Consider the following 23040-nt stretch of genomic DNA (forward strand, 5'->3'; position numbering starts at 1 on the left):
ACTGTTCTGCTTTTCGTAATCTAAATACATGGGCAAGGCTAACCTTATCTGTTTATTCGGGTAAAAGCCTGCTGAATGCGATATGTAGAAAACAAAAAATCCCCTTCCACGAGCCGGAAGGGGAAGTCACACTACTATCTAATTAAGATTAGAATCTGATGTTGAGACCCAGCATGGCATTCACTTCGGCCTGTGGGTAATAGAAATTATAGAAATCGCGGTTGCCCGTGGATTCCATGATCATACTGTAGGTATAACCTGATGTCGCGTATTTCGCGGAGAAGATGTTGTTCACCATCAGGTTGAGGTCAATCTTCTCGATGCCGAATGCCGCAAAGGTATACCGTGCTTGCACATTGTTGACAAAGGAAGAGCCAATGCTGCGTTCCTTTGCGGAGGTATTGTCCAGATAGATTCTGGAAATGTACTTGCTCAAGAAGCTAAAAGCCAGGTCGTCGGTAGCTTGGAATGTGAAATTGTTCGACAGGACAGCCGCCGGTGATTTGGCAATGTCGGTACTTTTGTGCGTGATGATCTCACTGCTGACCACGGACCAATTGTCATCATATACTGGGATGCTCTCCTGAAAATCTTTGATCTTATTCTTGCTCAGTGCAGCTGTTGCGCTCCATCTGAACTTGGGATGGATCTCCCAGCTTCCGTCCAACTCTACACCCATACGGTAGCTTTTGTCGATATTGACACGCAGGGCAGCACCCACATCGTTGATTGCGCCTGTAGGAATCAACTGATCTTTATAGAGCATGGCATACACATTGGCGCCAAGTTGGATGTTTTCTGTTCTGTACCGGTATCCAGCTTCGATGTCCTGCATCTTTTCCGGTTTTGGGAATTCCCCATTCGGATTTTCTACATAATCGTTCCGTGTCGGTTCTTTGCTTGCAAATGCATAAGAGGCATATACATTACTGCTCGGATTGATGAAGTAGGTAAGCCCCAGTTTTGGGTTGATGAAGTTCAGCTTATCCTCAAAGTCCAGTCCTTTAATCTTATCGTCATCGCCTTTTCCCTTATACAGGATGTTGCGGTATTGGACGTCGATATTGAACAGGAAATTTTCCATCCGGTAATCGGCCTTCGCATAAAAGTTGAAGTCGTTTTTGGTGGATTTATTCAGGTAGTACTTTTCGTTGATCTCACTATCAGACGCATACCTGGCCCAGATGACTTCGCCATAGTGGTCACCCTTGTATTGGTTGTATGCGCCGCCAAAGGTCAGGTCGAGGCCTTCTTTTGGACGGTATTGCAGCGAGTAGGTCAAGCCATAGAAGTGGTTGTCTAACCAACGGCGACGGATTAGATCGGAATTGTTGATGGTATCTGGCGCATGGATGACAGGGGGGATGCCGTAATGGCCTAAGTCGTCCCCAGGTCGGTATTCTTCGTAATATCCTGCACCGCGTGTATAATGAAGGGCGGTGTTGATGTTCATTTTTTCATTCGGACGGAAGGTGTAGTTCAGGTGACCATGGGTCTGGGTATAATTGTCCGTCTGATTGTCGTACGTATAATAATTATAACGTCGATCGCCTTGAAGGAAGCGGTCCAATTCGGTGCCCGAAAGGCCTAGGCTACCTGCATAATCGTCAATCCGTTCCTTATTTCCGGTGAAGAGTGGTTCCGCCAAACCGTACCAAGACTGGTAGGTCTTTTCCTTTCCAGAAAAAAGTGTCGCTTTTAGGGTATGTTGGTCTGTATAGAGACCGCCATCTACATAAAAAGATTTAAGGTCCGAAGATGCGCGTTCCACATAGCCATCGGATGAAATCCTGGACAATCGTGCATTGAATGCATATTTGCCATGCAGCAATCCGGATCCTACTTTCAAAGTATTTTTCCAGGAGTTGAATGAGCCGTAGCTGTTATTGAATTCGGCATAGGGGCTGGCCTCGAGTGCATCGGTTTGAATGTTCAGGGAAGCGCCAAATGCACCAGGCCCATTGGTTGATGTACCGATACCACGCTGGATCTGAATGCTTTCGGTGTTGGATGCGAAATCCGGGAGGTTCACAAAGAAGGAGCCCATGCTTTCCGGATTGTTCAGCGGCACACCATTTAGCGTGACATTTATCCGTTCACTATCCGATCCGCGAATGGTCATGTTGGTATAGCCGATACCCGCTCCGGCGTCCGAACCGATGACTACGCCGGGTGTTTGATCCAGCAGATAGGGAATGTCCTGACCGAGGTTGACCTTCTGGATTTCTTCCTTGTTCAGGGTCTTGAATGTTGTTGCGGCATTTTCCTTAGCACGCGTCGCTGTTACATACACCTCCTCGAACGCAATAATTTCATCACTTAATTTAACCTGAAGTTGGGGCTGCTGAGCAGGGTTAATGGCTAATATTTCCTCTTTGTAACCAATAAAAGAAATTTTTAAGTTATATGTTTGATTTTCAAGATTTTGGAAAGTTGCATTCCCGGATTTATCCGTTTTCGTGGATTTTCCATTGATGCTAAGTGATGCAGGATAGGCAGGTTGGCCATTTTTGTCCACTACCTGCACAGAAAGTTGATGTTGAGCGAGGCCCAACTGTACGAGCAAACAGAAGGCTATAGTAGCCAAAAGCTTGTTGATCATGATAAAATAGATATTTAATGAGTTAAACTTTCATGTTGCAAGGGGTTACAACACGTATTATTTAACCGCCCTTTTCCCTACGCTGGCATTATCCAGATCAGGTATGTGCACCCTATTTTGGTGGCACTGGGTATAATCTCAGCCTGTTTTTGTGTTCTTTCAACAAGGCACCCCTAATAGATAGCGCAAATGTATGTTTTTCGCGAATGAAATCAAAATGGAAATATTGGTGTAACAAATTCGTAATTATTATTTTATTAGTTAAACTAAATTATTTTTTTTGTAATTTGCCCCGTAAGTCGCTAAACGACTCAAAATGATACACTAACTTTTAATAAAACGGAACTTTAATCTATATGAAGTATTATGCTGCTGATGTTGTGTTTCCAATTGTAGGACCTGCCATTAAAAAGGGCGTGGTAGCAATGGATGACCAAGGAGTTGTACAAGGTGTTTACAATCCCGGAGAGATTGATGATCAATTGATTGAGACTTTTAAAGGAGCGTTGATTCCAGGTTTTGTCAATACGCATTGCCATATCGAACTGTCGCATATGGTTGGGCAGTTGCCACAGCATACGGGTCTGCCAGCTTTCCTTTCCGCGGTCATCAATGAACGGGGAAAGCATGAAGCTTCATTGGAAAAAGCTATGGAAGAGGCGGATAAGACCATGTACAAAAATGGAATCCAAGCCGTTGGGGACCATGTCAACTCTGCCGTGTCCGCAAAGGTTAAGGAAAACAGCCCCATTACTTACCATACTTTCGTTGAGGTGATGGCTGTCAATAAGGATGATGTGGCTACTCGGGTAGACAATGCTAAGGAAATCGAATTCCACTTTGATTACAAGCATTCGTCCATTACGCCCCATGCACCGTATTCCTGTTCAAAATATCTTTTCAAGACGTTGAAGAAAGCGGTGTCAGAGGATAACATCATCAGTATCCACAATCAGGAAAGTGATGAAGAGAATAAATTATTCCGTTATAAGAAAGGCGAGTTCCTTGACTTCTTCAAGAAAATGAACATGAATGTCGAGGATTTCCGAGCGCAAGCCCGTAACTCGCTGCAGTCTTTCCTGCCATACATCCCGACCAAGAACAAGTTGATCCTGGTGCACAATACCTATACATCCATTAAGGACCTTGACTTTGTGGATCGCATGGGGCGTAAGGTATACTTCTGTTTCTGTCCGAAGGCGAACCTATACATAGAGAACCGTGTTCCAAAGATTGATAACTTTATGCTTGGTGGCCATGAGATCGTCATCGGTACAGATAGCTTGGCATCGAATGATACCTTGGATATTCTGGAGGAGCTGAAGGTTATCCACCAAGAGTTCCCTGAGTTGGATTTCAACGAGACCATCAAATGGGCCACATTGAATGGCGCAAAGGCGCTAAACCTGGAGCACGAATTGGGCTCCCTTGAAGTTGGCAAGAAGCCAGGCTTGGTGTTATTGGAAGGTATGGACACCTTCAAGTTGACTCCAAACGTGAAGGTACGACGGATTAGGTAGTTAAATTACATTGAATAGTTTACCTTTGTATCCATGAAACATTGGAATATTCAGGTACGAGGCAAGGTTCAGAAGGTTTTCTTCAGAGCTTCCACGAAGGCAGTAGCCGATCAGTTGGGCGTGAAGGGATTTGTGATGAACAAGCCTGATGGTTCAGTATATATCGAGGCAGAAGGGAATACCTTCGGCCTCGAGTCGTTATTGGAGTTTTGCCAAGAGGGTCCCGAGGGTGCCATGGTGGAGAGCGTAGAGTATCAGGAGGTGGATGTCTTGCAAGGATTCAAGAATTTTGAGGTCATTAAAAAAATAAATTAAGGTGTCGGTAGTTAAGCGTTTTGTCAGCGATACGGTAATCTATGGTTTCACGACCATCCTGTCGCGCATGCTGAATTTCATACTTACGCCGTTCTTCGTGCGCAAGTTCGAAGCGTCGATTTACGGGGTCTTTACCAATCTTTTCGCCATAGCCTCCATGGTGAATGCCGTGCTGGCATTTGGGATGGAAACCACTTTTTTCCGCTACCTGCAAAAAGTGGAAGGCGATAGATCGAAGGTTTTCGACAACAGTTTCTTCATTACCTTAATTACGACGGCGCTCTTCCTGCTGACGGCCTTTACGTTTACGGAGCCCATTGCGCATTGGCTGAGCCGGGGAGAAGCACAGGAGATACAGGATTACGTAAGTTATGTGAAACTGTTTGCGGTTATTTTAGCAGCAGATGCCATTGCCGTGGTTCCATTTGCAAAATTGCGGGCGGAAGGTCAGGCAAAGCGTTATGGTTTTATCAAAGTGTTGAACATCCTTATTTTTGTGGGCTTCAACTTTTTTCTCCTGTATTGGTTGCCTGAATGGAACAAAGGTTCCGAGTTTTGGCGGAATTTCAGCGCCGGCTGGTTTAGGGAGAATTGGCTGGGTAATGTCTTTATCTCCAATCTGATTGCCAGTGTGGTCACTTTATTCCTGGTGCTTCCGCAACTGCTCTCCTTTAAGTTTAAAATTGATGGAAAGCTGTTGAAAGATATGATGGCCTATACTTTTCCCATCCTGATCGCAAATATTTCTTTCATCATCAACGAAAACCTGGATAAGATCATGTTCCCGAGGTTGCTGACCGGTGAGCAGGGTGAAGAGGATCTGGGGGTATACGGCGCGGTCGCGAAATTGGCCGTATTCCTGCAACTCTTTGTGACGGCCTTCCGTTTGGGAGCAGAGCCATTTTTCTTTTCCTACGCAAAGAATGAGAATGCCCGCAAAACCTATGCCCTGATCATGGAGTACTTTGTAATCGCCATGGTCATTGTGATGGTAGGAATTTGTGCCAATGTGGATTGGTTGAAAGGGTTTATCCGCGGCAGCGAAGACCAGCAGGCTGTCTATTGGTCCGGACTCGCTATTGTTCCGGTACTGCTTTTTAACTATGTCCTGTTGGGTATATACATGAACCTTTCCGTTTGGTATAAACTTTCGGATCAGACCCGATATGGCCTGTATATTTCGGGAATCGGCGCAATCATTACGATTATATTGAACTTTATGTTAATCCCGACCTATTCGTATTGGGGCGCTGCGCTGTCCACTACGGCAACCTATGTGGTCATGGTTGGGCTTTCGTATGTTTGGGGTCAGAAGAACTACAGCATCCCCTATGATGCCAAGAAAATCGGTCTGTATCTATTGGCGGGGATCGTAATATCGGGATTGGCCTATCAGGCCAATTTCTGGATCGGTAATCTACTGCTAATCGCTTTCCTGGCAGGCATTGCTTACTTGGAGAAGGGATCCTTAATGAAGATTATCAAAAGAAGGTAATGGCTCAGCGTTGAGCTCTTGGCTTTTGTACCACCCATAAAAAGAGGTCCTCATGCTGCTGCATGAGGACCTCTTTTTATGTTTAAATATGCAATAAGTTATATTAAGCGATTTCTTCAGCGAAGTTATGCTTGATTTCCTGAAGCACTTCGTGGATATCGGCAACTTCCATTAGGCTGACCAATTTCATGCGGTATTCCTTGAAGTTTGGAATCCCCTTGAAGTAATTAGCATAATGCCGGCGCATTTCAAATATCCCTGTTTTCTCGCCCTTCCATTCGATGGACTTGGTGAGGTGTGTTTCGCAGACAGCCACACGTTCGGCAATTGTTGGCCCTTCCAGATGCTCTCCAGTATTGAAGAAGTGTTTAACCTCGCGGAATATCCATGGGTAGCCGATGGATGCACGGCCGATCATGATACCGTCCACCTCATATTCTTGGCGCCACGCTGCTGCCTTCTCCACCGAGTCGACATCTCCATTTCCAAAAATAGGAATCTTCACGCGTGGATTGCGCTTTACATCACGGATCATGGTCCAGTCTGCCTGTCCTTTGTACATCTGGGCACGCGTGCGGCCATGGATGGCCAAGGCTTTGATCCCGATATCCTGCAGGCGTTCCGCCACCTCGTACACATTCTTCGTGTTGTCGTCCCAACCTAAACGGGTTTTTACTGTAACGGGCAGGTCTGTTGCTTCCACTACGGCCTTGGTCATGGCCACCATCTTATCGATGTCCTGTAACAGGCTAGCGCCCGCACCACGGCAGGCTACATTTTTAACCGGACACCCGTAGTTGATATCGATCAAATCCGGACGTGCAGCAGAGCATATTTCAGCAGATTGTCGCATGTGCTCGATGTCGGAACCAAAAATTTGGATGCCGATCGGGCGCTCGTATTCAAAAATATCCAACTTCTGACGGGATTTGGCCGCATCGCGGATCAAACCCTCCGAAGAAATAAATTCCGTGTACATCATATCCACCCCATTCTGTTTACAGACAAAACGGAAAGGTGGATCACTCACATCCTCCATTGGAGCTAACAACAATGGAAACTCCCCTAAATCAATATGTTCACCTATTTTTACGGACATGCTGTTCAAAATTTTGACAAAGGTACGGAATAAATGGTTTTCTGTAAAATGTGCTCCCGATCTGTGGATCCTAACTGGAGAAATTACCATTTATATGACATTCCAAAAAGGTGTTGTACAAAAAAAGGATGACCAGTGGTCATCCTTTTTTTGGTTGTAATAGTTTTAAACCAATGCGGCCACAAATTCCTGAATGGCGGCGCTTGGATCATCGGTTTTCATGAAATTCTCACCGATCAGAAAGGCGTGGAATCCTGCAGCTTTCAGTTCTTTGATTGTAGCTGGATCGGAAATACCGCTCTCGGAAACCTTAATGTACCGCGCTGGAATCTTGCTCACCAAATCGTAGGAGTGGTCCAGGGATACCGTAAAATCTTTGAGGTTCCTGTTGTTCACACCGATGGCATCGATGCTGTCAAATAGATTCTGCTGTAATTCTTCTTCGTTGTGCACTTCCAATAGCACATTCAGCCCTAGAGATTTGGCGTATTCCGAAAGGGATTTCACCTCCTCAGGTGTTAAACAGGCGGCAATCAGCAGGATAATATCTGCACCATACGCTTTCGCCTCGGCGATCTGGTAGGTATCGACGATGAATTCCTTGCGCAAAAGTGGGATGTGTAACACATCGCGCGCGGCCAATAGGTCCTGTAGGTTCCCCTGGAAGAAGTCCAGGTCGGTCAGAACCGATATGGCGGATGCGCCGGCTAGTTGATAGCCCTGAACGACTTCCTGGACAGTGGATTCCCCGTTGATCAGGCCTTTGGAAGGGGAGGCGCGCTTATATTCGGCAATGATGCCCTTGCGATTGGGATCCAGGACACTCTCCCGCAAGTTGTAGCAACTCCTCGAGAATAACGGCATATTTTCCAGTTCTTCGATGGCAACCTTACGCTTAGCATCGGCAACTTCCTCTTTTTTTCTGGCTACAATTTTATCTAATATGGTCATAATACTCTAAAAATAGGTGGTGATAATTTACGCATTGATCCAGTTGGCGAGGAGGATTTTCCCATTGTCCGTCAATATGGATTCCGGATGGAACTGCATGCCTTTCACATCATAATCTTTGTGGCGTAGGGCCATGATCACCCCGTCCGGGTCAATGGCGGTTACTTGCAAAATATCCGGCAGATTTGATGATTCTACCGCCCAGGAGTGGTACCTTCCGATTTTGGCATCTGCAGGAAAGCCCTGGAAAAGTTGCTCATCAGGTTCGGTCACCTGGATGCCAGTCGCTACCCCGTGCAGCGGCTTGGGCATATTGTACAGTTTCCCGCCGAATACTTCGGCAATGGCCTGTTGGCCCAGACAGATTCCCAGAATGCTCTTGGTCGGTGCATAGGTGCGGATCACGTCCAGCAATAGGCCCGCTTCCTCCGGAATCCCAGGGCCCGGCGATAGGAGGATCTTGTCAAATTGCGCGACATAGGAAAGGTCGAACTTGTCATTCCGGACTACCTCGTAACTTTGTCCCAGTTCCTGCAAGAGATGAACCAGGTTATACGTAAATGAATCGTAATTGTCGATTACTAATATGGGTTTGCTCATTTTAAATTTGCTCTGCTAATTCTAATGCTCTGCGAAGGGCAGAAATTTTGTTGTTAACTTCCTGAAGCTCCTTTTCTGGATCGGAATCCAGGACAATGCCCGCACCGGCCTGGTAGTGTAGCACGTTTTGCTTGCTCAGGAAAGATCGGATCATGATGGCATGGTTGAAATCCCCATTGAAGCCCATAAATCCGATCGCTCCCGCGTAGAAGGAACGCTGCAATCCCTCGTACCGGTCGATCAGTGTGATCGCCATATGTTTTGGAGCACCAGATAGGGTTCCCGCCGGGAAAGTGTCGCCCACGACGTCAAACGGATTGGTGTTCGGTTTTAGGGTTCCCGTAACCTTAGATACCAAATGGATAACGTGTGAGTAATATTGGGCCTCTTTGTAAGATTTTACCTGAACGGCCGTACAATGCCTGCTGAGGTCATTACGCGCCAGGTCTACCAGCATCACATGCTCTGCGCTTTCCTTGGGGTCGTTCTTCAGTTCTTCGGCAATTTTCTCATCTTGCTCCATGTTTCCAGTCCTTTTGAAGGTGCCGGCAATGGGGTAGATGCTCGCCAGGTCGCTCTTGATGGTCAATTGCGCTTCTGGGGAAGATCCGAAGAGTTTAAAATCACCATAATCAAAATAGAACAGGTAAGGGGAGGGGTTGATGGAGCGCAATGCCCGATAAACGTTAAATTCGTCACCCGCGAAGGGGGTCTGGAAGGCTCTGGATGGTACAATCTGGAAAACATCGCCACGTTGGATGTGTTCCTTCATCTTGTTGACCAACTGGCGGAAGCTTTCGTCGTCCATATTGGAGGTTTCGGCGCCTTTCACCTGAAACGTATATTCCGGGAAGTTTTTGTTCTGAATGAGGAATTGCATCCGATCCAGGTCACTTTCCTCATTTTCCAGTAGATTTTCGAAAATATGGAGTTGGTTCCGGAAGTGGTCGATTGCGATTACGTACTTATAAATGTGGTACTGCAGGGTCGGTATGCTGCGTTTGGGGTTGTCTTCTGCGGTTAGGGTGATATCTTCGTAGTATTCTACGGCCTCAAAGGTGAAATAGCCGAACAATCCACTCGTAATGACATTGACCGCGTCGACTTTATCAGCGGTAAAGTTCTTGCGGAAGTTGGATACCTCTTCGCGGAGGTTGATGCCTTCGGCAGGTTTGCTGATTTTTGCTTGATTCGGCAAGTTAATGCTCAATCCTTCATTTTCCAGGACGATCCCTGCAATGGGTTGACAACAGATGTAACTGATGTTGTTATCCCTGCTTTGGTACTCCGAACTCTCCAAAAGTAGGCTGTTGGGGAAAGTGTCCCGAAGCCTAAGGTAGATGCTGACCGGGGTTGTCGTATCGGCCAGGATCTGTTTATGGTTCGTCTTGAAATTATAACTCATATATGTCGTTTAAAATTGTTTAAAAATAAAAAAAGCCCGACGTGTTCGTCGGGCTACCATTCAGTGGTTTTGGTTGATTATGAAAAATTTTTATCTAAAATATACCACCCTCCCGACTTATTTAGTCAGAAGCCACCAACGGTTAGTATATTGATTTGTTGTCGTCATAATATGACAAAATTAATAGAAAAATTGAATATTCAAATTTAATTTGTGAAAAAAGCAATGATTCAAGAGGTTCATTAGTCATTTAACAAATCCGGCCGGCGGGCTTTCGTCCGCTCAAGCTGCTGTTCGTGGCGCCACGCGGTGATCTTTGCTTCATGTCCGCTCAGGAGAATATCGGGAACCTTGTGTCCCTTCCAATCCACCGGTCTGGTATAGATGGGTGCATCCAGCAAGCCGTCCTGAAAGGAGTCGCTCAGGGCGGACGTTTCATCCGATAGGACACCTGGAATTAGCCGGACCACGGCGTCCACCAGGATAGCAGCCGGTAGCTCTCCGCCCGACAGCACGTAGTCTCCCACTGAAATCTCCTTCGTGACGTAAATGTCACGGATGCGCTGGTCTATCCCCTTATAATGCCCGCAGAGAATGATGACGTTTTTTGCCGAAATCATCCCATTTGCAATTTCCTGGTTGAGGGTCTGACCGTCTGGTGTCATATAAATGATCTCCTCATAGGTTCGCTCAGCCTGCAGGTGCTCGATGCACGCCGCAAAAGGAGCAATCTGCATCACCATGCCCGATCCACCGCCATAAGGGTAGTCATCCACTGATTTTTGTTTGTTGCTGGAATAATCACGCAAGTTGTGTACATGGATCTCACAGAGCCCTTTTTTCTGTGCCCTTTGTAAAATTGAATGGGCAAAGGGGCTATCCAATAACTGAGGAAGTACGGTAATGATATCGAAACGCATATGCAAAGGTATCTGATTTTTTAGAATTCGGTGAAATAAATAAAAGTCTGGAAATGTGATTAATTATTACTTAGATATTGGTTGTGTTTGTAACCATATAAACAACATTCCATTTGCGTGTTTAATTATAACATTTCGTTTTTATGCTGTTTTGTTCTTTAAAATTAATAGTTCTAATTATTGATTCTTCTTCTCAAGTTTAAGCTAATGTTAAACCAATGTTAATTATAAATGATTTTATTATAAGTTATCAAATTAATATAATTTCAATATATCACTAATATTTTTGCATTTTTTTTGTAACAAATGCATCATAATTATAGATTTGGAAACGGTTTAACAATTATTAACACATTAGCCAGAGTAAAAACCAATATTTATTAACTAAAAACAACAAACATGAAACAAAAATTACTCAGCATGTTTTTGCTGTTAGCTATGCTTGTAGGTGTAGCTTACGCGCAAAACCGTCAGATTAGGGGTAAAGTGACTTCATCAACTGATGGCTCTGCTATTGCAGGAGCTTCAGTGTTATTGAAAGGCACTAATCAGGGGACTCAAACTGATGGTGACGGAAATTATCTCATTACAGCTTCTTCCGGAGCTACACTTGAATTTCGATTTATCGGGTTTGAGAGCCAAACAGTACAAGTTGGTTCGCAGTCGATCTACAATGTGACTTTGATTAACAATGAGAACACATTGGATGAGGTAGTGGTAACCGGTGCAGGTTTGACAGCTTCGAAAAGAGCATTAGGGGCAGCTCAAACGACCATTAAGTCAGAAGATTTACAAAAAGGAAGACCAACCAACGTGGTGACTGGTTTAACCGGTAAAGTCGCTGGTTTGACAGTTCAAGGGGTTGGATCAGGTGTGAATCCTAACTATCGCGTAATGCTTCGTGGTATGCGTTCGTTAACTGGAAATAACGAGGCATTGATCGTAATTGACAACGTAATTTCACCTTCATCCATGTTGAGCAATTTAAATGCTGATGATGTTGAGGATATTACAGTTCTTAATGGGGCAAATGCTGCGGCGCTATATGGTTCTCAAGCATCGAATGGAGCTTTGGTCATCAAAACTAAAAGAGGTCCAACATCTTCAGGGATGGAAGTGGTACTTGATCACACTACTAATTTTGAAGAGGTAGTATTCCTTCCTAAGGTTCAGCAAAGATTCGGTTCTGGTGCAGATGCGCATATCCAAGTGTATACGCCTTATGAAAACCAGCAATATGGACCAGCTTTTGACGGCTCAATGTTACAAATTGGTAAGCCTCTTGAGGATGGATCCATTCAAACAGTACCTTTCTCTTGGTCAGGTGATAAAGATAAATTCTGGCAGACTGGTATCACCAATATGACAAATTTGTCTGTAGGAAACAGAACAGAAGCTAGCTCTTTTAGATTCTCAGGTCAATATTTAAGATCTACTGGTACTGTTCCTTTCGATAAATATAATAGAGCAACCGCTCGTGTCAATGGTCAAAGAAAGTTAAACGACCAATTTGAAGTATTATATAATGCTTATTACGCTCAAAATAGATATAATCAAACAAGTGTTAATGGCGGAATTTATGATGCGGTATTGCAATCTCCTGGACAGATTCCGATCTTAAATTATAAGGATTGGAAAAATGATCCTTTTTCTGATCCAAGCGGATATTACAATGCATACTATCAAAACCCATACTTCTTAGCAGAGAACAATCGTCAGCATACGAGAAATGATTATTTCTCTGGAGTTGTTGAATTGAATTTCAGACCGTTGACGTGGTTGGATTTTATGGGTCGTGTAGGTATGACCACACAAAATGCATCTTACAAAAATACAACTGGGGTTTACAAGTTCAGTGATTATGCGAAACCTCAAGGTTCTTATAAAGGAACGGATATTTTAGGTGGAGTTACGGATGGCTTCAGCTACAATACGCGCATTGTCTCTGACTTTGTTGGGCATGCTGGGAAAACATATGGTGATTTTAAGGTAGATTTTACAGCATTATTTCAATATGTTCAAAATCAATATTCGGGCATGTCAGCTGGAGTTAGTGGTTTAGTTGTACCTGAAATCTATAATTTAGGTAACTCCTTGAACAACCCTTCTGCTAGTCAAGCTTCTTATATGTCAAGGTTATTTGGTTTAACAGGAAAACTTGATGTTGCCTATAAAAATTATCTCTTCTTAACCGTTACTGGAAGAAATGATTGGGTTTCGATCCTCGATCCAGCAAATCGATCGTTCTTCTATCCATCAGCATCTTTGTCTTTTGTGGCTTCGGATGCAATCGATGCATTGAAAGATTGGGAACCTTTAAATTATTTGAAACTTAGAGGAAGTTGGTCAAAAGTGGGACAGGTGAATTTAGGTTCTTCAACAAACTTTGGCGCATATTCGTTATTGCCAACATTCAGCCAAGGATCTGGTTATCCTCATAACGGAGTGGGTGGACACACCATCTCAAACCGTGTAGTGCAAGCTGGTTTAAAACCTGAGATGACAAGAACAATTGAGTTTGGTATTGAGTCTGCTTGGTGGAATAGCAGAATTTTAGCTGATATTACCTATTTCAATAATAGAACAACTGACAATACCGTGCCAACAGGGATTTCTTGGGCAACAGGTTACAGTTCTTACTTAGTGAATGCTGGAACAACTACTGGTAAGGGTATCGAATCCAGATTAAATGTCATTCCTGTCAGAACTGAAGATTGGGAGTTGAGCTTAGGTGGTAACTTTACTTATATTGACAACCGTGTAGAATCTATTTCATCAGATCTAGATATCCTAAACTTAGGTGCTTATGCATCTGGAGCCGGATCATATGCTGTTGCGGGTGAAAAATTCCCAATTATTATGGGTAAAGGTTACAAGCGTGATGATCAAGGTAGAATCATTGTAGATCGTATTACCGGTTATCCATCAGCAACTGAAAGTAATATTAATTTCGGTCCTGCACTTCCTACACATACCTTAGGTTTGAACTTTACAGTTAGTTATAAAGATTTATCCTTTTATACAAGTGCGGAATACCGTACAGGTAACTATATCTATAATGCAGGTGCTGGGTCATTTGATTTCTCCGGTTCAGGTATTAATACTGTTGCGTACGATCGTGAACGTTTTATCATTCCTAATTCTTCTTATTGGGATGAGGCTACTAATTCCTATGTTGCCAACACAAGCGTAACGGTTTATGACGGGGGAGCCAACTATTGGTCCATGGCCAACCCAAGAACAGGAATCCATGAAACTTACGTAACATCAGCGGCATTCTGGAAGATTCGTGAGATGTCTCTATCCTACAATTTGCCTAAATCTCTTTTAGCTGGACAGAAAGTTTTGAAGGCAGCTAAAATCAGTGCTCAAGGTAGAAACCTTTTCTTATGGACGCCAAAAACGAATGTTTATACAGATCCAGAATATTCTGATGGAAACGGTAATTCAAATGGTAATGCGATTGGTTTGACTAACTTGAATCAAACGCCACCATCTCGTTACATTGGTTTCACACTCTCATTAACACTTTAAGCTATCAAATCATGAAAATTAATAAAACAAAATATTTATCACTTGCTCTAGTTGGCGCCATGTTTCTTGGTTCCTGTAATAAAGCGCTTGATATAAACGATAACCCAAATAGTCCAACGGAGTCTACACCGGCCTTAGTGATGCCGCAGGCTCTGGTAGCTACGGCTAACTCCATGCTCACTTATCATATCTATGGTTCCAATCTTGTTGGTTACCGAGCCAATGCTGGTGGATATAGTGGCTGGGGTACATTGTTAAATTACGATTTTACCAATGCAGATTATTCCGGCCTTTGGTCAACAACATATGATATTCTCACAGATTTTGATTATGTCGTTAATAAAACCAAGGAAGATCAGGCAAACCAAGATTATTATTTCGCATCATTGGTTCTAAAAGCTTATAATTTCTCCTTATTGGTTGATACCTATAACGATGTTCCATACTCGGAAGCGTTAAAAGGAAATGAAATCTTGAACCCTAAATATGATAAAGCACAAGATATTTATATAGATCTAGCTAAGAATTTGGATTTAGCCATCAACTATTTTAAGACGGCAAGTACTTCATCTTCTTTCAAAAGTTCTGATGTTTTATTCAAGGGTACTTCAGCTTCATGGGCGAAGTTTGCCAATACCTTGAAATTACGCTTGGTACTAAAAGGACAGGGTAAAGTTAATTTTGCTAACGCCACAATTGATGCTTCTATAGGGGTCTTGGATAATGATGCTATCGTTAATCCTGGTTTCTCTAAACAAGATGGAAAACAAAATCCTTGGTGGGGCAATTACGCATATAATGCTGCTGGAACGAACGTAACAGGAAACGCCCATATTCCTACACCTTACCTTATGGCTTTCTATAACGGCACTAAATTGGATGACGAAGAACGCGCCAATTTGATTTTTGTCAATGGTGTAACAACTAATGTAAATCAATTGGGATATGAAAATAACCCGCCAACTGGTTATTTGCCTTCTGCCTGGTTAACTAAGCCGGAAACTGGAACTTTGAGTGCGACAAATTACCGTGGGTATGGTGCTGTAAAAGGACCCAAAGCTGGGCAACCAATCATGTTAGCTTCTGAAGCATCCTTCCTAGCAGCTGAAGCGGTTCTAAAAGGGTTGTTGTCAGGGGATGCGGAAGCATACTTCAAAAAAGGTGTAAAGCAATCCTACGAATATTTACGTAAGGATGAATCAGATAAAGTGATTGCTGGAACCGATGCAGAGGCTTTTTATGTTGATTATGTTGCTAAAAACGCAGGGTCTAAATTGGCCAATTTTTCACTAAATAGTTCGAACGAAGAAAAGCTTGAAGCAATTATCACGCAGAAGTACATTGCTTTCAATGCTTTGTTTGGACATGAAGCATGGAATGAGTACAGAAGAACAGGTTATCCAAAGGTAACAGGTTCCAACTCTGAGGCTAATAGAAATAATACTTTTGCTTCATCAAAGTCTGTTGCAACTACTACGGATAAACTTCCTACTCGAATTCTTTACCCATTGAGTGAGTATACATATAATGTGGCTAATGTGCCAGAAGTAGATAAGTTTAAGTCAAAAATATTTTGGGCTAAATAATTAGAAAAGACATGAAAAATATTATAAAATTTATTCTTGCATTTGCAATCACACTCAATTTGTCCTCATGTCTAAAGGACAAAGATTTGATCGGTCCAGATGCAGATGGGGCGATCAGCAATATTATCGAATTTGGAAATGTGTCGGCACCCACAACTGGTGTAACAAGTACTATTCCTGGTTATTCATTGGCCTTCGATATTGCTCCAACGGGAACATTGGAATTGAAGGTGCAGAGCGTAGGTGCTGAAAAGGCAACTGAGGACATTAAAGTTGCCGTTGCGCTGAACAATAGTCTGTTGGCGAAATTCAATGAAGAAAATGAAGAGCATTACGAACCGCTTCCTTCTTCGCAATATGCTTTAGGTTCAATGGAAGCCACAATTAAAAAGGGTGAAAGAACTGCGATTATTCCAATTGCTTTAAAACCAGATCAGTTTACATTTGACAAGCCATATGCTTTGGGATTTACAATTACATCCAGCTCAGCAGGTCAGATTTCAGCTAATTTTAGTAATATCGTAATTAATATCGGCGCAAAAAATCCGTACGATGGAACGTATGATTATTCAACATCAGCAAATACTTCCCTTGCACCGAATAAAAAATCAACTGTAAAATTGGTTACCGTTGGTCCAAATCGTGTGAAACTATCTCCTGGTTTATTGGCATCTTACTCTAATGAGGTGTTCTATAATGTAGACCCGGCAACAATGGCGGTTACTGTAGAATGTCCTTCCTTGGGAGTTCAAACCCCTCAGGATACACGAAGTAAATACGATCCTGCAACAAAAACACTTACAGTGTTTTGGAAACAGGGTAATGGTGGAAGAACGTTTGAAGAAACATTCGTCTACATAGGTCCTAGATAAAATACATAACAATGGAAAAAGGGTTAGTAAAATTTTTACTAACCCTTTTTTATTTCAGGAAAAATTCAAAGCACTTGGATATCTCGATCAATCTTATTGCAAAACTAGATATATAAGCTCGCATTGATTTAAGAAACCTTAAGCATCAAATATGTTAATATGGTATTTTCAAAATGATTTGTTACAATTCCCAACAATTTTTTAATAAATTTCCAGAATTAACCCACGCTTTACAGTGGTTTAATATTCCCATAATCCTAAAACCATCCCGCCAGCACCGCATAAAGCACCCCATTTGTGTATCAAAAAACGACAATTCCTTATTAAAATAAGTCAAGTTATCAACGAATACCCATATTTATTGATAAATAGTTATTAATTCAGTTTATATGGTCATAAATTGTTAAAAATTAAACTTAATCATATTTTATTTGCTGAATATTTAATCAAAAACTATATTTGGTAATTGTTTAACAAATTTTAACGGTTCAAAGCCTAATTTATTTTAATTAACTAACATTTATGAGACAAAAATTACTCAGTCTGATTTTTGTGCTTAACTGTCTGGTATTGACAGCTTTTGCGTAAGATCGCCAAGTGAGTGGTAGGGTGACTTCATCATCGGACGGTGCGCCATTGAGCGGCGTTTCTGTCGCGGTGGTTGGAACGTCGGTTGCTACCCAAACAGATGGCGAGGGGGGTTATTCACTTGCGGTTCCAGAAAACGCAACATTGAATTTCTCCTATGTAGGTTACGATTCGCAACGAATTCCTGTAGGGACACAGACAACGATCAACGTTGCCCTTGTTGCGAACTCCGAAAGCCTAGAAGAGGTTGTCGTAACAGCCTTAGGTGTACAACGTACGCGTAAATCCTTGGGTTATTCCGTACAACAAGTAAAAGGGGATGACTTGACTCAAGCAAAACAGGTCGATTTGAACACCGCTCTTGCGGGTAAGGTATCCGGTGTACAGATCCGTTCGGGATCCGGTGCTAAATTCGGAACTTCTTCCCTACGTATCCGTGGTGTGAACAACCTGACAGGTGGTAATCCGATCTATGTAGTTGACGGGGTTATTACAAGTCCTGAACTCGTGAACAATGATGATGTTGAAAACTTGACCGTATTGAAAGGTCCTGCAGCAACAGCATTATATGGTCAGCGCGGTTCAGAAGGTGCTGTCGTAATCACGACCAGAAGAGGTAAAGTGAGCGAAGGAATCGGGGTTGAGGTTAACCAAGCAACTTCATTCGAGAATGTTTATGGCCTTCCAAAGTACCAAAATGAGTACGGTGGTGGTTATAACAAGACTTGGCAGATTTTCGAGTACGATCCAGCAAGACATCCGGAATACTTGAAACAGATGGATGGCGTGAAATACTATAACTACGGTGCCGATGAGAGCTGGGGTCCACGCATGGATGGAACAATGCACGCACCTTGGTACTCATGGGATCCTACGCACCCTAAATTTGGTCAGTTGGCTCCATTCGACCCACAACCAGACAACGTGAAGAACTTCTTCGAAACAGGTTCGACATTGAACACGAACGTAGCTATCAGCAAAGCAGCTGACAATTACAATACGCGTGTTTCCTACACGAATCTTTCCCGTCATGGGGTGATGCCGAACACCAAGCAGAATAAACACTTCTTAGGTGCAAGTGCAGGTGTGGATCTTTCCGACAAACTAACGGTTTCAACGAACCTGAACTTTATCTACGAAGACCGTTTCAATACACCGATCGACGGGTATTCCTCTGGCCCGCAAAGTTCATTTAATCAGTGGTTTGCACGTAACATCAACATGGACGACCTACGTGATTACCAACGTCCGGATGGAACGTACAGAAGCTGGAACATGACTTCGCCTACGAACTCCAATCCAGCATACTGGAACAACCCATTCGTGGAAATGTACAAGAATATTCGTGGTAACTTGAACCGCACATTTTACGGTAATGTGACAGCTAGCTATAAATTCAATGAGGAATGGAAGGCAACAGCTGTAGCCCGTGGTAACTTCGCAGGTTCTGATCAACACTCCCGCATCGCATCAAGAACTTTGAGCGTAGCTGAATACTACCAGTATCAAAGAACAGCACAGGAAACCAATTTCGTGGGTAGTATTGACTACACCAAGCAGTTGGAAGATTTCAACATCAGTGCTGCTATCTATGGAGAAACAAGAAACAACAAGATTCGCTATACAGAAGGTCGTACGCAGGGTGGTCTAGCCGTTCCTGATCTGTATACCCTTTCGGCATCCAAAAACAGACCGCTTACCAATTCATATGTGTCGGATTACAAAGTGAACTCTTTGTTCGGATATGTGACATTGGGTTACAGAGATTTCTTGTTCTTGGAAGGTAACTTGCGTAACGACTGGTCTTCCAGCTTGCCTGATGGACAGAACTCCTACCTATATGGTGGTGTTTCAGGATCCTTCATCTTCACCGAATTCTTGAAAACTGATTGGTTAAGCTACGGTAAGGTGCGTGCATCCTTTGCGAAAGTAGGTACGGATACAGATCCATACCGCGTGATGCAGACGTACTTGTTGAATTCCCCTTATGGATCTAATCCATTATTGACCGTTCCTAACCAAATTCCTAACGCAGCATTGAAGCCTACACTTTCAACTTCCATTGAGGTGGGTACTGAATTGCGTTTCTTGAACGATCGTTTGACTTTCGATTACAACTACTATACACGTTCGGCGAAAGATCAGATCATTCCAATGACGATCACTGGTGCGACCGGTTATTCAACACAATTGATCAATGCAGGTCAGATCGACAACTGGGGGCATGAATTCTCCCTTGGTGGTACGCCAGTTAGAAATGATAATGTGACCTGGACCATGAGTGCCAATATCGGTATCAATAGAAATGAGGTTGTTGAATTGTACGAAGATCCAGAAACAGGCATGCGCGTAAGCAACTTACGTGTGACGGTTGATGGTACACAAAGTAACTTCGGTTTCGTAGGTGCGCCAATCATTTCCCTGAATGCACGCGAAGGTGAAACTTTCGGTATGTTGACAGGTTCCGGTTACACCAGAAATGAAAAAGGTGAAAAAGTGGTAGGTGCCGATGGTTATTATATCCCTTCTGCAAGTGATGTGGATTTAGGTACCATCCTTCCAGACTTTACCGGTGGTTTCACGACAAACGTGAATTACAAAGGATTTAATGCAGGATTCTCCCTGGATTTCCAAAAAGGTGGTAAATACATGTCCATTTCATCGATGTTCGGTTCCGGTTCCGGTCTATTCGAAGAGACTGCCGGTCTAAATGATAAAGGTAATCCAAAGCGTGACCCTGTTGAAGACGGTGGTGGTGTTGTATTGGAAGGTGTGAAGGAAGACGGTACGCCGAATGATATCTATGTAGATGTTCAGGAACTTTACAGAGATAAACTAAATTCCGGTAGTATTTGGGAACACTGGGTGTACGATGCATCGTACGTGAAGTTGAGAGAGGTGAGCATCGGTTATACTTTCCCGGATAGAATCTTCGGAAAAACTCCTTTCAAGAAAGTATCCCTTAACCTGATTGCACAAAACCCTTGGTTAATCTATGCTAAGAACAAAAACTTCGATCCATCTATCCTGGAAGGATCTTGGTTTGAAGGTGGACAGTTGCCAAACGTTAGATCATTTGGTTTCAACTTGAGATTTAGCTTATAATATTGAAACATATGAAAAGGAAATTTTTAAATATAATCGCAGGGCTACTCTTGATAGGTATCAGTGCTTCTTGTACAAAGAACTTTGAGGAAATCAACGTGGACCCGAATAATACGCCTGATCCGAACACGAACTTGCTGATCAGCAACGCCATTCGTCAGATCGGGACACAGAATGCCGGTATTGCAGGCTGGGCGAAAGACCTATATCCGCAGTATATGGCAGAGATCCAGTATACCAACGAGTCGAGATTCCAGAACAGATTCTATGATTTTCAGCCATTCTACAATGCGCCGCTTATGGACTTGCAGACGGTTATCAACCTGAACTCGGATGAAACCACCGTTGGTGCGCCTTATGTGGTAGTGGGTGGTACAACAGCCAATCAATTGGCCGTATCCCGGATCTTGAAGGCATTCTACTTCATGCACATGACCGACAGATGGGGAATGATCCCTTATACTGAGGCCTTACAGGGTAAGCAAAAATTGGATCCGAAGTACGATGCACAAAAGGATATCTATAACGATATCTTTAAGGAATTAACGGAAGCTGAAGCGCAGATAGATACGAAAGGTAAAATTTCCGGAGATATCCTATTCAATGGTGATCTGAACAAATGGAAGAAATGGGCCAATACACTACGTATGGTTGCTGCGCTTCACCTTTCCGAAGTTGACCCTACCTTGGCTAAAACGCAGTTTGCTGCAGCATTTGCCAAAGGGGTATTGGAAAGTAACAGCGACAATGTACTCTTCAAATACCTATTGGACGCTAACAACCAGAATCCGGTGTACAACAATTATTTAAGTCGTGTCGATTATGCAATCAGTGAGCCTTTCGTAAAAGCACTTGAAGCAATCAGCGATCCACGTCTTCCTGTATATGCACAACCTACCGTAAAGACAGGTAAATATGTGGGGATGCCTTATGGTCTTGCTTCACCTGGTGATGACCTGAACAAGGAAACTGTTTCCTTGTTGGGTAAGAAATTCATCGCTCAGGATTATTGGTTGCCGATTACAACTTTTGCTCAGGTACAATTTATGTTAGCTGAGGGTGTTGTGCGCGGATGGATCACTGGTGATGCCGCAGCTTACTACAAAGCGGGTATCGAAGCTTCCATGGCGCAACACGGTGTAACCGCGCCAGCAACTTACTTTACACAACCAGGTGTAGCTTACAATGCGGGTGACGCCTTGAAATTGATCATCACGCAGAAATGGATTGCCAACTACCAAGCGAATGGTTATGAAAGCTGGACAGATTGGAGAAGAACGGGATTCCCGGCATTGAATCCAGGCCCGGCGCCATTGTCGGTGCACAGAGGTATTCCTTTGCGTCAGGCTTATCCGAATACGGAGTCTGGCTTGAATGGTGAAAACTATAAAGCTGCCGTTGCTGCGCAAGGTGCAGATGATTTGAACACACGCGTTTGGTGGGATACGAAATAACCCCCTGAACGAATGAATATTTGAAAGGCCGTTGGGAATTCCCAACGGCCTTTTTCTATGCTGGGCCAATTTGTCCACTTGAAAGCCTTTTACCCACCTAACCTGCCAATATAAACGTTTAATGCAAAATTTATGAATTCGTAAATTTTAAAGCTAATTCATTTTAAGTCAGCGTGTTGTCTGTTGTTTTGTCCGGATTTTTCTTAATTCTTTGCTGGACCTTGTCCGACATGCGTCCGAGGTGAGAGCGTACTGAGAGCGTGGTGAGAGCGTGTCTATAGGGACGCTCTCACCACGCTCGCAATACGGTCGGACCACGGACGCACTACGGAGCAATATAGGCCCATTTATTGTCCGTTCAAGACGATTTGTGAAATGAAAAATGCGACGAAATAACTGATATGTTAAGAAATTTTCAGGCGACTACGTGTCGAGATTTTAAGTTTGATAGTAGAATATAAGGATGAGTGCAGAATTGTGAAAATCCAGCATAAAAGTAAAAAGGGACAGGTTGCTGATGTAAATATAAGAATTTCTTATAAAGAAAGTAAAGATAGTTTTTTGATTACCAATAATCGATGGGCCATTGGACAAAAATTGGGATGACGCAACAGTCAATTTGTACTTCCCTTGCATAAATTTTATCAAATATCCGGTGTTTTTCCTGAAGGCCAGGTGTTTATCGTCCTTTTTTTTAAAAAATTTGCAAAGAATTGCAAATGAAATTATGTTCTGATTTTAATAATAATTTGTTTTTAATATTCGGATAGGATGATGTTTTATTTAATTATATTTTGATTCCCACGATCAAGGTCTCATGGCGGAGGATCAGATAGTTGACAACTGGTGCAGGTTTGGCTAAATGTGTTGCAAAATTCGTAATTATTTGCTGTAGTCTCTTTTATAGCTTTGAATATCAATGAAATAAGCATGTTTAAACATCCTTAAAAACGCCAATTATTTATTCGAATCGGTCAAATAACTATTAAAAATA

14 protein-coding genes are annotated in these 23040 nt (G+C 43.0%); 8 read left to right on the forward strand and 6 right to left on the reverse strand.

Translation table 11 applies throughout. The features are described from left to right. Nucleotides 1-148: 148 nt before the first annotated feature. Nucleotides 149-2602: a TonB-dependent receptor gene (locus G6N79_RS05115; protein ID WP_103905441.1), complete on the reverse strand. Its 2454-nt coding sequence runs from the start codon at nucleotides 2600-2602 to the stop codon at nucleotides 149-151. Nucleotides 2603-2958: 356 nt separating this feature from the next. On the opposite strand from G6N79_RS05115, the gene G6N79_RS05120 reads away from it, so the two are divergent. The 3 genes from G6N79_RS05120 to G6N79_RS05130 are packed head-to-tail and all read left to right on the forward strand — an operon-like array spanning nucleotide 2959 to nucleotide 5932. Continuing rightward, nucleotides 2959-4122, forward strand: a complete 1164-nt coding sequence (locus G6N79_RS05120) for an amidohydrolase family protein (RefSeq protein ID WP_103905440.1) — start codon at nucleotides 2959-2961, stop codon at nucleotides 4120-4122. Nucleotides 4123-4155: 33 nt separating this feature from the next. After that, nucleotides 4156-4437, forward strand: coding sequence for an acylphosphatase (locus G6N79_RS05125; protein WP_103905439.1), 282 nt, complete (start codon nucleotides 4156-4158; stop codon nucleotides 4435-4437). 1 nt (nucleotide 4438) lies between these two features. Then, nucleotides 4439-5932: a lipopolysaccharide biosynthesis protein gene (locus tag G6N79_RS05130; protein WP_103905438.1), complete on the forward strand. Its 1494-nt coding sequence runs from the start codon at nucleotides 4439-4441 to the stop codon at nucleotides 5930-5932. 103 nt (nucleotides 5933-6035) lie between these two features. On the opposite strand, the gene dusB is transcribed toward G6N79_RS05130, so the two are convergent. The 5 genes from dusB to trmD form a co-directional block, all read right to left on the reverse strand. Continuing rightward, nucleotides 6036-7031 carry a tRNA dihydrouridine synthase DusB gene (gene dusB / locus G6N79_RS05135; RefSeq protein ID WP_103905437.1) on the reverse strand — a complete coding sequence of 332 codons (996 nt, stop codon included), beginning with the start codon at nucleotides 7029-7031 and terminating at the stop codon, nucleotides 6036-6038. A 165-nt stretch (nucleotides 7032-7196) separates the two neighbouring features. Next, nucleotides 7197-7982, reverse strand: coding sequence for an indole-3-glycerol phosphate synthase TrpC (gene trpC, locus G6N79_RS05140; protein ID WP_103905436.1), 786 nt, complete (start codon nucleotides 7980-7982; stop codon nucleotides 7197-7199). Nucleotides 7983-8009: 27 nt separating this feature from the next. Then, complete coding sequence (locus G6N79_RS05145) at nucleotides 8010-8582, reverse strand: anthranilate synthase component II (RefSeq protein WP_103905435.1); 573 nt, start codon at nucleotides 8580-8582, stop codon at nucleotides 8010-8012. A 1-nt stretch (nucleotide 8583) separates the two neighbouring features. Continuing rightward, a complete protein-coding gene (locus G6N79_RS05150) occupies nucleotides 8584-9987 on the reverse strand; it encodes an anthranilate synthase component I family protein (protein WP_103905434.1) in 1404 nt (467 codons plus the stop codon). A 242-nt stretch (nucleotides 9988-10229) separates the two neighbouring features. After that, nucleotides 10230-10907, reverse strand: a complete 678-nt coding sequence (gene trmD, locus G6N79_RS05155; RefSeq protein ID WP_103905433.1) for a tRNA (guanosine(37)-N1)-methyltransferase TrmD — start codon at nucleotides 10905-10907, stop codon at nucleotides 10230-10232. 399 nt (nucleotides 10908-11306) lie between these two features. On the opposite strand from trmD, the gene G6N79_RS05160 reads away from it, so the two are divergent. From G6N79_RS05160 to G6N79_RS05180, 5 genes are all read left to right on the forward strand, one after another. Beyond that, nucleotides 11307-14441 (forward strand): SusC/RagA family TonB-linked outer membrane protein, encoded by a 3135-nt coding sequence (locus G6N79_RS05160; protein WP_200818760.1) that lies wholly within the window; start codon nucleotides 11307-11309, stop codon nucleotides 14439-14441. Nucleotides 14442-14452: 11 nt separating this feature from the next. Beyond that, nucleotides 14453-16027: a SusD/RagB family nutrient-binding outer membrane lipoprotein gene (locus G6N79_RS05165; RefSeq protein ID WP_103905432.1), complete on the forward strand. Its 1575-nt coding sequence runs from the start codon at nucleotides 14453-14455 to the stop codon at nucleotides 16025-16027. Nucleotides 16028-16038: 11 nt separating this feature from the next. After that, complete coding sequence (locus G6N79_RS05170; RefSeq protein ID WP_103905431.1) at nucleotides 16039-16899, forward strand: DUF1735 domain-containing protein; 861 nt, start codon at nucleotides 16039-16041, stop codon at nucleotides 16897-16899. 597 nt (nucleotides 16900-17496) lie between these two features. Next, the gene (locus tag G6N79_RS05175) at nucleotides 17497-20592 is read left to right on the forward strand and encodes a SusC/RagA family TonB-linked outer membrane protein (RefSeq protein WP_103905430.1); all 3096 of its coding nucleotides are present in this window, start codon (nucleotides 17497-17499) and stop codon (nucleotides 20590-20592) included. Nucleotides 20593-20603: 11 nt separating this feature from the next. Continuing rightward, the gene (locus tag G6N79_RS05180; protein ID WP_146060579.1) at nucleotides 20604-22046 is read left to right on the forward strand and encodes a SusD/RagB family nutrient-binding outer membrane lipoprotein; all 1443 of its coding nucleotides are present in this window, start codon (nucleotides 20604-20606) and stop codon (nucleotides 22044-22046) included. The last annotated feature ends 994 nt before the right edge of the window (nucleotides 22047-23040 follow it).

Origin of the sequence: Sphingobacterium lactis (assembly GCF_011046555.1) — a bacterium.
GTDB classification, from domain to species: domain Bacteria; phylum Bacteroidota; class Bacteroidia; order Sphingobacteriales; family Sphingobacteriaceae; genus Sphingobacterium; species Sphingobacterium lactis.